Genomic DNA, 12,744 nt, shown 5'->3' on the forward strand with positions numbered 1-12,744 from the left:
ACATAAATATCTGTAATAATCAAGCTTCCGAAACATCATAAATTAGACGGTCTATATTAGCGCAGGCAGAATACGTAGACTCCTATGGGAATAGCAAATGGTCTTCGATGGGGCGAACGATAGTGCAGTCCCACGAGTCTGAAGACCCCGCAGCGGTGGTTTTCCGCGAGGAGGCTGAAGCCGTGCCCATGGAAAGCGAAGTATTCTGCCGAAGCGATGGTAGATCACATAACTCTCATCAGAATGAGAAAGTACATCATTATAATTTATACTGCGCAATTTACGGAAACTGTCACTTATTTTGTTTTGAAGTATTTTTTCTTTTTTGAAAAAGTCCTAAAATACTGTTACAAACTTAATCTCTATCAATTTAAAGGAAGGTGGAAATAGTGGAAGATCTTATTGAGCAGGTAAAGCAAGATATGGATGCACTTGTTGATGAGTGGATTGAAAGTGATTATTTAAAGAAAGATGATTTATTTGTCGTAGGCTGTTCTACAAGTGAAATTGCTGGTAAGTCAATCGGGACATCAGGTAGTGAAGAGCTAGCGGAACAAATTTTCCACAGCTTAGAGAAATTATCTGATGAGACAGGCGTGCGTCTTGTCTTCCAGTGCTGCGAACATTTGAACCGTGCTTTGGTGATGGAGCGAGATACGATGTCCACTCACCTACTAGAAGAAGTGACCGTCGTTCCAAGTCGAAATGCGGGTGGTTCTATGGCATCTTACGCTTATAAACATTTTGAAAATTCCGTTGTTGTCGAAAACGTTAACGCCCATGCTGGCATAGATATCGGTGAAACAATGATTGGAATGCAGCTGAAACAAGTGGCGGTTCCATTACGTTTCAAACAAAAATCAATCGGAAACGCACATCTCAATGGCGCAAGAACGAGACCAAAGTTAATCGGAGGCGAGCGCGCTATCTATAAAAACTAAGGCTCGACTTTAGTGACACTATCGATTATTATCGAGATATGTGGAAGTAGTGCTTATCCAGTTGTAAAATAATTGGATAAGCTATACATAGTTTTACGAGATATTCAATTTATCAAAGGGGGAAATAGAGATGAAGCACATTCAAGAAACCGATGCCGAAATTTTTGACGCTATCCAGGCAGAAAAGAAGAGGCAACAGGATAAAATCGAATTAATCGCTTCCGAAAACTTTGTATCTGAATCAGTGATGGAAGCAATGGGTTCTGTATTAACAAATAAATATGCAGAAGGCTATCCGGGGAAGCGTTATTACGGTGGCTGTGAGCATGTAGATGTTGTCGAAAACTTAGCGCGTGATCGAGCTAAACAACTATTTGACGCAGAACATGCGAATGTTCAACCTCATTCAGGGGCACAAGCAAATATGGCTGTTTATTTCACGATATTGGAACAAGGCGATACAGTCCTTGGCATGAATTTAAACCATGGTGGACACTTAACGCATGGAAGCCCTGTGAACTTCAGTGGAAAACTCTATAATTTTGTTGATTACGGTGTGGATAAAGAAACAGAACAACTAGACTATGATGTTGTTTTAGAAAAAGCAAAAGAAGTTAAGCCAAAGTTAATTGTCACTGGTGCAAGTGCGTATTCTCGAGAGCTTGATTTTGTTAAATTCCGTGAAATCGCTGATGAAGTAGGAGCATATTTGTTAGTTGATATGGCTCATATTGCGGGCCTTGTAGCGACAGGTCTTCATCAAAACCCGGTACCATATGCTGATTTTGTAACGACTACAACACATAAAACATTACGAGGCCCACGTGGTGGTATGATTTTATGTAAAGAAAAATACGGTAAACAAATTGATAAAACAGTTTTCCCTGGTATGCAGGGTGGTCCGTTAATGCATGTGATTGCTGCTAAAGCAACGTCGTTCAAAGAGGCGCTAACGGATGATTTTAAAACGTACTCTAAACAAGTGGTTGATAATGCGAAAGCTTTAGGTGAGGCACTTGTATCAGAGGGAATTCGTATTGTCTCAGGCGGAACGGACAACCATCTTCTTTTACTAGACGTGACTCCACTTGATTTGACAGGAAAAATTGCTGAAGAGGTATTGGACAAAGTTGGAATTACAACAAATAAAAATACAATTCCATTTGATACTGAAAGTCCATTCGTAACAAGTGGTGTTCGAATTGGAACAGCTGCTGTAACGACGCGTGGCATGAAAGAAGACGATATGAAAGAAATCGCAAGCATGATGGCATTGACATTGAAAAATACTGATAATGAGGAAAAACTAGCTGAAGTAGAAGAACGTGTTGCTGCTTTAACTAAACATTTCCCACTTTATGAATAGTTTAGAATACTCCTTTTTTGAAAGGAGTATTTTTTATGTGTTTGAGGGTATAAAAAGAAGAAGACGTATTTATATAAAAAGGCCATTCGGATTTTTATGTGCAATTTATAAAGGGAACTTTTACTAGCGAATGGAATATGCGAGACTCCAGTGGGGGCCGAGGCTCATCAGCCGCCCACGGAAAGCAAGTATATTCCGTGAGCGGTGATTTTTTAATATTAAATTTAACCATTATTTTCCGAATACCTATAAAAATAACGATTTTTAAGAGAAATTCTTGAATGTCGCCATATTTTTCTGTACAATTTCAAGGATACGACTAATTTGAAGGAGTGATCGATCAGATGGGAAAAGTACATGTACTTGAACATCCACTAATCCAACATAAACTAACATATATCAGGGATAAACGCACAGGGACAAAGGAATTTCGCGAACTCGTCGATGAAGTGGCGATGTTAATGGCTTTTGAAATTACTCGAAACCTACCTGTTCAAGAGACAACGGTCGAAACGCCTGTGATGGAAACAAAAGCCAGTGTTCTAGCTGGAAAGAAAATTGGTCTCATTCCAATTCTACGTGCTGGACTTGGCATGGTGGATGGGATGCTTAATCTACTCCCGGCAGCAAAAGTGGGGCACGTCGGATTATACCGCGACCCTAAGACATTACAGCCTGTAGAGTATTATATAAAATTACCATCAGATATTTCAGAACGTGAGCTGATTGTACTTGATCCCATGCTTGCAACAGGTGGCTCTGCCAATGATGCAATTCATTCATTGAAAAAGCGTGGTGCCAAACAAATTCGTCTCGTTTGTTTAGTAGGAGCTCCTGAAGGTGTTGAATTGATTAATAAAGAACATCCCGATGTGGATATTTATTTGGCAGCAATGGATGATAAGTTAAATGAAAAAGGCTATATTGTACCAGGCTTAGGTGATGCTGGTGACCGTTTATTTGGTACAAAGTAAATAATTAACAATCTTACAACCAGTATTGATTTAGAATTGTTTATAATTGGCGGTGGAAATAGTAATGAGTGAACGAATAAAAGTAATGACTATTTTCGGGACAAGACCAGAAGCAATTAAAATGGCTCCCCTCGTTTTAGAGTTAAATAAACGATCGGATAAAATTGAAACAATCGTAACAGTTACCGCACAGCATCGAGAAATGCTTGATCAGGTGCTGGATATTTTTCAAATTACACCAGATTATGATCTTAACGTCATGAAACAAAATCAGACGCTCGCTCAGATTACAACTCGGGTGCTTGAGGGTCTGGATCAACTAATGAAAGATACAAAACCAGATATCGTGCTCGTTCATGGGGATACGAGCACAACGTTTGCAGGTTCTCTCGCAGCTTTTTATAATCAAATTGCGGTCGGACACGTTGAAGCAGGATTAAGGACATGGAATAAGTTTTCGCCTTTTCCTGAAGAAATGAATCGCCTTTTAACAGGGGTCGTTGCTGATATGCATTTTTCACCAACAGATCAAGCGAAGCAAAATCTTTTGGATGAAAATAAACCTGAAGATAGTATATACGTCACGGGCAATACAGCAATTGATGCCTTGAAAACAACGGTGGTTAACGATTATCATCATCCCGTACTTAATCAATTGGGAGATCGGCGGTTGGTCTTAATGACTGCACACCGTCGAGAAAATTTAGGCGAAAATATGGAACAAATGTTTCGAGCTATTAAACGCTTAGTCGAGACTCATGATGATCTGCATGTCGTTTATCCGGTTCATTTAAACCCAAAAGTCCGTCAGATTGCCGATGAGATTTTAGGTGACGATGAGCGCATTCAGTTGATCGAACCGCTTGGTGTCATCGATTTCCATAATATCGCGTCAAAAGCATACTTAATTTTATCCGACTCCGGTGGAATTCAGGAAGAAGCCCCTTCCCTTGGCGTACCAGTCCTTGTACTTCGGGATACAACGGAACGTCCCGAAGGAATAGACGCGGGAACATTGAAGCTAGCCGGAACTGAAGAAGAAACTATTTTTAATATGGCAAACGAATTATTATCAGATAAAAAAGCCCATGATGCCATGGCGAAAGCTGCTAACCCATATGGGGACGGTGAAGCATCAAGGCGAATCGTTGACGCTATACTTGAATATTTTTAGGAATAGTAAAGTGAGGGACACCAAATCATAGGTGTCTCTTTTCTTTAGACACATTGGAAAATTACTGTAAGCATAATGAAGACCAAGATTCATGAGAAACCACTTAAATTTGTCGTTCATGAGGCTTATGAAGACCGAGATTCATGAGAATTCACTAAAAGATGTCGTTCATGGGGCTTATGAAGACTAAGATTCATGAGAAACCCTTAAAAGATGTCGTTCATAAGTAAATGAATCAAAAATACCTCCTGGATATCCTCTTACTTTAACAAAATAACTAAAATTAAAAAATGCTAGCATAAATCGCCCGCTTCGTTACACCCTAAATAAAAAGGGAGGTTTACTATGCGGTGGCGATTTCTTATTTTTATTACTATTTTACTATTGTTATTTGGCATCACTCCAGTGTCAGCATTTCCATCAGATGAAAAGGAAAACATCCTAGAGGCCATCATCATTGAAGTAGACGGTGATCCTCATCAGCACGCGGAATACCTTGAAACATACCATCCTTTTGTGGAGATTATTTCAGTTTATGATGAGATATTTAATGGTCTGGCAGTTAAAGCAGAACCCAAAAAATTGGCTCGTCTCTCGTCACTGGAATTTGTTCAAGCGATTCATCCTGAACGAACATATAAAACAACAACAAATAACCAAAAACCTGAACCTCCCATTGAGACTTTAGAAGACTTTCAAGATAATGAGCACGTCGTCTTGCCCCAGACGTTAAACGATACAAATTATACAGGACGCGGTGTTAAAGTTGGGGTAATTGATACAGGGATTGATTATACCCATCCCGATTTAGAAAAAAATTATCAAGGTGGCTATGATTTAGTTGATTTGGACGAAGACCCTATGGAAACAATGCCGGAACAGGGCATTCCAACGGAGCATGGTTCTCATGTCGCAGGTATCATTGGTGGAAACGGCTCTTTAAAAGGCGTGGCGCCTGAAGCTGATATTTACGCTTACCGCGCGCTCGGCCCAGGAGGTGTAGGGTCATCAATACATATTATTGCAGCGATGGAGCAAGCGATAAAAGATGACGTCGATATCATTAATTTATCCCTAGGTAATGATGTAAACGGCCCTGACTATCCGACGAGTGTCGCTGTCAACAAGGCCAGTGAACTCGGTGTGTCTGTAGTCATTGCGAATGGAAACAGTGGACCAGATACGTGGACTGTTGGATCACCAGCTACAGCAACCAAGGCTTTTTCCGTAGGTGCGTCCGAACAATTAAAACATCTACCGTTTTTACATGAACCAATTGAAGATGAAACCATTGCCCTGATGCCCTTTATCGGCTCTCCACCTTGGGATTTAACGAAAGACTATCCTATTACTACAGACAAAGAAAAAGTTATTGGAAAAATTGCTCTCATTCAGCGGGGAGACATTCCTTTTTATGAATTAGCAAAAAAAGCTGAAAATCAAGGTGCAGTTGCAGTATTGATTTATAATAATGAAGAGGAAGCGATTCAAGGCTCTATAGCGAGCGAAAAAGATCCTGTTGAAATTCCTGTAGCTTTGATTTCTAAAGAACATGGTGAATGGTTGGCAAATCAAAGCGAACAAAAAACGTCTTATCTGGAAACTGTTTACAAAGAAAAAGAAGCAGGTGTGGCTGAATTCAGTTCAAGAGGCCCCGTGACAGTAAATTGGGATATTAAACCTGATATCTTAGCACCAGGTACAGATATATTGAGTACAGTGCCAGGTGGTTATCAAATATTACAAGGAACGAGTATGGCTGCTCCTCACGCTGCGGGGGCCATTGCTTTAGTTAAGGAAGCGCGTCCTGACTGGTCGAACGAGCAAATTTATGGCGCACTCAAAACAACGACCAAACAAATGATGGATACTGATGAAAAACCTCTTGATCCCATCGAGCAAGGCGCAGGTCTCATACAGATTAAAAAGGCGATTGAAACTTCAACCATTATCTATGATTCGTCTTTATCATTTGGAGAGTTTTCAAGAACAAGACGTTCAACATCAACTGACTTGAGTGTAGAAAATAAGACGAATGAAACGCAAACCTATTCATTTCAAATCCCAACAAAAGAACGGGGGATACACTTTAATTTGCCTCAAACTTTTATGGTTAAACCGAAAGAAAAAAAGACTATCCCCATTGAATTAAAGGTCAATCCCCAGTTGTTAGATGAAGGAATTCATCAAAATTGGCTTACTTTGGAGAGCGCGGATCAAACGTATCAGCTTCCATACTTATTTGTTAATGAAACGGCAGATCATCCAAAAGTTATGGGCTTTAACTTTTCCTTAAAAGAACTGTCTCAGGATGACTATCAATATCAACTCTATTTAACCGAACAAGCAAAAACAGTGGACGTCAATTTATATAATCCAGATACACTTGTCTATGATCGGCAGTTTTTACATTTAAATAATGTTGATTCAGGTTTAAATGAAGGTGAATTACAACAATCAGACTTAGGAAATCCAGGGCATTATATCGCCATCGTTACTGTTCAGCTTGAAGATGGACAATATGAAAGTTATGAAACAATGCTTACGATAGAACCTTAAAATGATCCGCACGAGATTCGAAACATCAACAAAGTATCGAATCTCGTGCGGATGTTTTTTGCTTAATTTACTGTTATTCAACTTTTGCATCAGTGAACTAGACTTGAGCTTATAGATTGTCTGATATCTTCTTGACAATTTGTTTAAATGGGGCTGATTCTAAAAAATTGAACTTTGGTCAGCCATTGAACTATCATAAAATAGCCGCTTATAACAAAAGATATATAATGCGCAGTAATAAAAATTTTGTGGACTTGATAATCCATTTTTCTTATGGTCAGTTCATTAAAAGTCAGCTGTGCTGTGTGTTTTTTATCCTGCCGCCATGATTCCAAGGGGGGATTTGTTAATTTTATTCTGCGAAAGTTGAGACTATTAGAATGAAGTCATAGTAAAAAGAAAGTAGGTGACTTAAAAATGCAACATATTACAAGAAAGCTTAAAAATGCTTTAAACGCTTTTGAACAGGGGCATTTAAAACAGGCAGAAATTTTATATTTACAATGCTTGGATAAAATGACAGATAAAGACACAGTTGTTTATAAGCAAGCACTACATGGACTCAGTTTCGTAAAAGTTGAAATGAAGCAATTAACAGACGCAAGTGAGCTTTATTCACAGTTGCTTAAAATTGCGGAACAAGAGGGTAATAAAGAGGAAGAAGCAATTGTACTTCATCAGCTAGGAATTATTTATCGCATGGACGTGAATTTAGATAAAGCAATCTCGTATTTCAAGCAGGAACAAAGTATTTATGAGACTCTACAAGGTGATTTTCATCTTGAACTTTCTGCTAACTACTTTGAGCAAGGGATGACTTATAATGCTATAGGTAGCTTAAAGAAGTCGAGGGAACTTATGGAAATAGCCTTAGCAGAAGCAAAACTCGCTAAAGATCAAATGGTTATTGGTTATGTGTACCGGGCTTTGGGAGATAACTCTGTAAAAGATAATAACATAAGTGAGGCCCTTGAAAACTTTACCAAAGCTCAAGAGGCTTTCCAAAATGAAGGTGCAGAAAGTGCATTAAGAGATCTAAAAGAAAGAATCAATAAAATACAATAAACATTGACATAATGGCTTTGGTAAGACGAATGTGACTATAACTTGCGATGCATAATGTTTAAATTTAAAGTGATTATGTTAACTGAAAAATGATGTTCACAAAAATGTCACTTTTAATCGAAAAAAGTTCTATTATAATGGAATAGAGTATTTTTCTAAAAAATAAATATTTATCAAAATAATGTGGTTTTCGTCACATTATGAGTTATCATATTTCAACATAAGTTAATTCATAAACCAATTGACATCCAAGTATAGCTATTGTAAACTTGTCTAGTGTGGAATGATAAGGGTTTCATTAGAATTGTGTAAAAAAGCCCGCCATTTTCCATTAATAATTATAGCAATTTCAGTAGCATGTGCAGTGACTTTTCTCACACGAGGGAAGTAAAAGCTTTAAGGAACGGATTTTCTGCCGGAATAGCTTGAAAAAGAAACTTTTATAAGTGTTTTAAGAGGTTGGGAGAAGAATAGAAAAATGTCGCAATATGAAAGTATGATAACTCGGCAGCGCAAATGGATGCTCTACCTTTTAGCTATTTTTGTCCTTGGAGCAGGATTTAGTTCCTACCCCAATTTTTTTAATGGTCTTTTGTTGGGGGGTGCCATTAGTTTTTATAATTTATGGGTACTTCAACGTAAGATCAGACGCTTTGGCGAAGCGGTTGCTGAGGGTGGCTCCCCACTTGGGATAGGCACTTTCACTCGTTTAGCAGGAGCGGCACTGGCTGTCATTATCGCCTTGAGATTTGAAGGCGTTATTGACATCATAGGCGTTATCGTTGGTTTAGGTACATCATACATAGTTTTAATGATAGACTTTGCTATTCGTACCTTTTCCCAAAAAGATTAGTAACCAAACATTGTTTTTCATGTTTGGAAGTAATTAAGGTAGAATTGTGCTTGGAAAGAGGTGAGCAACGTGGAACATGAAGCACCGATAGTTGAAAGTGCATTTGGGATACCATGGCTTGATTTTAACTTATCGAACGTCTTTATGATAATAGTCGTTTCAGCAATAGTTTTTATCATTGCCGTGATAGGCAGTCGAAACTTACAAATGAAACCGACAGGCATGCAGAATTTTTTAGAATGGGCCGTCGACTTTGTTAAAGGCATGATAGGCGACACGATGGACTGGAAAACGGGTAAAGTATTCTTACCTCTTGGATTAACATTGATTACGTATATCTTAGTGAGTAACGTTGTTGGTGTTATCACAGTCGGGGTGGTAGGCGATAATCTTTGGTGGAAGTCACCAACCGCTGATGCTACTCTTACATTGACCCTTTCAGGAATGGTTATAGTTCTAACTCATTATTATGGTGTCAAAGTAAAAGGAGTTAAAGAGTATGGAAAAGATTATATTCGTCCACTACCATTTCTTTTACCACTTAATATCATTGAAGAGTTTACAAACACATTAACCCTAGGCTTACGTCTTTTCGGGAACCTTTATGCGGGAGAGATTCTGTTAGGCCTTATCGTATCAATGGCTCAACTGAATGTGTTCGCATTTATTGGATCAGCCATCCCAATGATGGCGTGGCAAGGATTTAGTCTCTTTATCGGGGCAATTCAGGCCTTTATTTTCACAATGTTAACAATGGTATATATCTCACACAAAGTGAATCCTAGCCATTAAAATAAAAAAATAATATTTTAGGTAAATATAAGGAGGAAATTTAAATGGGAGCTTTAGCAGCAGCAATAGCAATTGGACTTGCCGCATTAGGTGCGGGTTTAGGTAACGGTATGATTGTAAGTCGTACAGTTGAGGGGATTGCACGTCAACCAGAACTTCGTGGTGCTCTTCAAACAACAATGTTTATCGGGGTAGCATTAGTTGAGGCGATTCCGATTTTCGCAGTAGTTATCGCATTTATGGTTATGTAATACGTTTAGTCAAAAGGGTATATGGCGAGGTGAGGGACAGCCCCCGAATCTTCGCCATTCCTTTATGTATGAAATTAAAGAAAATCTAATCTAAAAACTTAAAATGTTACGTTTCTATAAGCAAAATGATAACCATTAGCGAAAGGAGTGAACGTTGTGCATTTTTATACTGACTTGTTAACTCTTGGAGTGAGTGTAGGTGGTTTAAGAATTGGAGACATGCTTACACAGTTGTTCTTTTTCCTAATTCTATTAGCCCTTCTTAAAAAGTTCGCCTGGGGTCCATTAATGAGTAAAATGGAAGAACGGGAGAATTATGTGGCTAATGAAATAGAAGAAGCAGAGAAAAACCGAAAAGATGCTGAAGAAGCATCTCGAGAAGCTCAAGCTCAACTTAAACAAATGAAGCAAGAGGCTCAAAAGATCATTGAAGATGCTCGTCAAGCGGGTGTTAAACAAGAAAACGATATTATCGAATCGGCTCGAGCAGAAGCTGACCGACTAAAAGTTGCCGCACAAGCAGATATTCAGAACGAAAAAGAAAAGGCATTACAAGCCCTTCAAGATAAAGTTGCTTCATTATCTGTGATGATTGCAAGTAAAGTCATTGAGAAAGAGATCAGTGCACAAGATCAAGAGAAGTTGATCAACGAATACATTAAAGAGGTAGGAGATAGCGATGCATGATGCAGTAGTAGCTAATCGGTATGCAGATGCTCTCTTTGAACTCGGTATTGAAAAAAACATATTAGATAAATATGTTGAAGAATTGAACACTGTTAAGGACGTTTTTAGCGACAATGAACAGCTTGATACATTTTTAAAACATCCAAGCATAAAAAATGAAACAAAAAACCAGTTGCTAGAAGAGGCATTTACAGGCTTGCATGTTGACGTTTTAAACACTTTAAAATTGCTCGTAGAACGCAGCCGTACAGAAATGGTACTAGCCATTATCGATCATTTTATCCAGCTGGTGAATGATAGAAAAGGGATTGCAGAAGCAAAAGTATTCTCTGTTCGCGAACTGTCAAAGCTTGAGCAAACAGAACTGCAAGCAACTTTTGCAAAACGTTTTAATAAGAGTAACATTCACCTCGTGAATATTGTAGATCCTGGCCTACTTGGTGGTATGAAAGTACAAGTTGGCAATACAATCTTTGATGGGACTGTGAAAAACAAATTAAAACGTATTGAACAAAAAATTGTCGCTGCAAACAATTGATGATAGGGGTGAAATGGTATGAGCATCAAAGCTGAAGAAATCAGTAAATTGATTAAACAGCAAATCGAAACTTTCGATTCAGATATTGAAGTAAGTGATGTCGGAACCGTTATTGAGATCGGTGACGGAATCGCACGTGCTCATGGTCTTGATAATGTCATGGCTGGTGAGCTTGTTGAATTTGAAAACGGAACAATGGGTATGGCACAAAACCTAGAAGAAAGTAACGTTGGTATTGTCATCCTTGGCCCATACCTTGATATAAAAGAGGGCGATGAAGTTCGCCGTACAGGACGTATTATGGAAGTTCCTGTTGGTGAAGAATTACTTGGACGTGTAGTTAACCCATTAGGACAACCAATTGATGGCCAAGGACCGATTGAAACATCTAAAACTCGGCCAATCGAAGCCGAAGCACCAGGTGTTATGGCCCGAAAGTCGGTACATGAGCCGCTACAAACAGGTATTAAAGCGATTGACGCATTAGTACCAATTGGCCGTGGGCAAAGGGAACTTATTATTGGGGACCGTCAAACAGGTAAAACAACTGTTGCTGTTGACACTATATTGAACCAAGCAGATCAAGATATGATTTGTATTTATGTAGCTATCGGACAAAAGGAATCTACTGTAAGTAGTACCGTTGAAACATTTCGTCGTTATGGTGCACTTGACTATACAATTGTTGTTTCTGCTGGTGCATCTGACCCAGCTCCACTACTTTATCTAGCACCTTATGCAGGAGTATCAATGGGTGAAGAGTTTATGTATAACGGCAAGCATGTTCTTGTTGTTTATGATGACTTATCTAAACAAGCTGCTGCTTACCGTGAACTGAGCTTGTTACTACGTCGTCCACCGGGACGTGAAGCATTCCCAGGGGATGTATTCTACCTCCATTCACGTTTACTGGAACGTGCAGCTAAATTAAATGATGACTTAGGTGGCGGATCTTTAACCGCATTGCCATTTGTTGAAACGCAAGCAGGAGATATCTCTGCCTACATTCCAACAAACGTTATTTCTATTACTGATGGACAAATTTTCTTGCAGTCAGATCTATTCTTCTCAGGCGTTAGACCAGCAATCAACCCTGGACTTTCAGTTTCCAGAGTTGGGGGATCGGCACAAATTAAAGCAATGAAGAAAGTCGCCGGGACACTACGTCTTGATTTAGCGGCCTTCCGTGAATTGGAGGCATTCGCACAATTTGGATCAGACCTAGACAAAGCAACGCAAGCCCAACTAAACCGTGGTGAACGTACAGTTGAAGTGCTTAAACAAGGTCTTCATAAACCACTTGTTGTTGAAAAGCAAGTTATGATTATTTATGCACTCGTTCACGGATATCTCGATGATATCCCTGTTAGTGATGTTACTCGTTTTGAAGATGAATTCCATACTTGGCTAGACCAAAATGGAAAAGAAATTCTTGATCATATCCGCGAAACAGGAAAGTTAGCTGAGGAAGAGGAAATGAATCAAGCTGTCGAATCGTTTAAAAAGACATTTTTACCGTCTGAAAAGTAAGGATAACTTAACTT

General features: G+C 38.9%; 12 protein-coding genes. All 12 read left to right on the forward strand.

Features of this window, described 5'->3' with window-relative positions; all coding sequences use genetic code 11:
• The first annotated feature begins 422 nt into the window (after nt 1-422).
• The 12 genes from KQI49_RS00265 (at nt 423) to atpA (ending at nt 12,730) form a co-directional block, all read left to right on the forward strand.
• Complete coding sequence (locus KQI49_RS00265) at nt 423-941, forward strand: TIGR01440 family protein (RefSeq protein ID WP_216485813.1); 519 nt, start codon at nt 423-425, stop codon at nt 939-941.
• A gap of 130 nt (nt 942-1,071) precedes the next feature.
• A complete protein-coding gene (locus KQI49_RS00270; protein WP_216485669.1) occupies nt 1,072-2,307 on the forward strand; it encodes a serine hydroxymethyltransferase in 1,236 nt (411 codons plus the stop codon).
• Nucleotides 2,308-2,651: 344 nt separating this feature from the next.
• Nucleotides 2,652-3,281 carry a uracil phosphoribosyltransferase gene (gene upp, locus KQI49_RS00275; RefSeq protein ID WP_216485671.1) on the forward strand — a complete coding sequence of 210 codons (630 nt, stop codon included), beginning with the start codon at nt 2,652-2,654 and terminating at the stop codon, nt 3,279-3,281.
• Nucleotides 3,282-3,345: 64 nt separating this feature from the next.
• Entirely contained in the window at nt 3,346-4,455 is a 1,110-nt protein-coding gene (gene wecB / locus KQI49_RS00280) for a non-hydrolyzing UDP-N-acetylglucosamine 2-epimerase (protein ID WP_216485673.1), read from the forward strand.
• A gap of 345 nt (nt 4,456-4,800) precedes the next feature.
• Nucleotides 4,801-7,014 carry a S8 family serine peptidase gene (locus tag KQI49_RS00285; protein WP_216485675.1) on the forward strand — a complete coding sequence of 738 codons (2,214 nt, stop codon included), beginning with the start codon at nt 4,801-4,803 and terminating at the stop codon, nt 7,012-7,014.
• Nucleotides 7,015-7,431: 417 nt separating this feature from the next.
• Nucleotides 7,432-8,079, forward strand: coding sequence for a tetratricopeptide repeat protein (locus tag KQI49_RS00290; protein ID WP_216485677.1), 648 nt, complete (start codon nt 7,432-7,434; stop codon nt 8,077-8,079).
• 478 nt (nt 8,080-8,557) lie between these two features.
• Nucleotides 8,558-8,932, forward strand: a complete 375-nt coding sequence (locus KQI49_RS00295; RefSeq protein WP_216485679.1) for an ATP synthase subunit I — start codon at nt 8,558-8,560, stop codon at nt 8,930-8,932.
• Nucleotides 8,933-9,001: 69 nt separating this feature from the next.
• The gene (atpB, locus tag KQI49_RS00300) at nt 9,002-9,724 is read left to right on the forward strand and encodes a F0F1 ATP synthase subunit A (protein ID WP_216485682.1); all 723 of its coding nucleotides are present in this window, start codon (nt 9,002-9,004) and stop codon (nt 9,722-9,724) included.
• Nucleotides 9,725-9,768: 44 nt separating this feature from the next.
• Nucleotides 9,769-9,975 (forward strand): F0F1 ATP synthase subunit C, encoded by a 207-nt coding sequence (gene atpE / locus KQI49_RS00305; protein WP_018930781.1) that lies wholly within the window; start codon nt 9,769-9,771, stop codon nt 9,973-9,975.
• A 156-nt stretch (nt 9,976-10,131) separates the two neighbouring features.
• A complete protein-coding gene (gene atpF / locus KQI49_RS00310) occupies nt 10,132-10,662 on the forward strand; it encodes a F0F1 ATP synthase subunit B (protein WP_216485684.1) in 531 nt (176 codons plus the stop codon).
• On the forward strand, nt 10,655-11,200 hold the full coding sequence (locus KQI49_RS00315; RefSeq protein WP_216485686.1) for a F0F1 ATP synthase subunit delta: 546 nt from the start codon (nt 10,655-10,657) through the stop codon (nt 11,198-11,200). Before atpF ends, KQI49_RS00315 begins: the two co-directional genes overlap by 8 nt.
• Before the next feature lie 18 nt (nt 11,201-11,218).
• A complete protein-coding gene (gene atpA / locus KQI49_RS00320; RefSeq protein ID WP_216485687.1) occupies nt 11,219-12,730 on the forward strand; it encodes a F0F1 ATP synthase subunit alpha in 1,512 nt (503 codons plus the stop codon).
• Nucleotides 12,731-12,744 lie beyond the last annotated feature (14 nt).

Source organism: Virgibacillus sp. MSJ-26, from assembly GCF_018918075.1.
GTDB lineage: Bacteria > Bacillota > Bacilli > Bacillales > Amphibacillaceae > MSJ-26.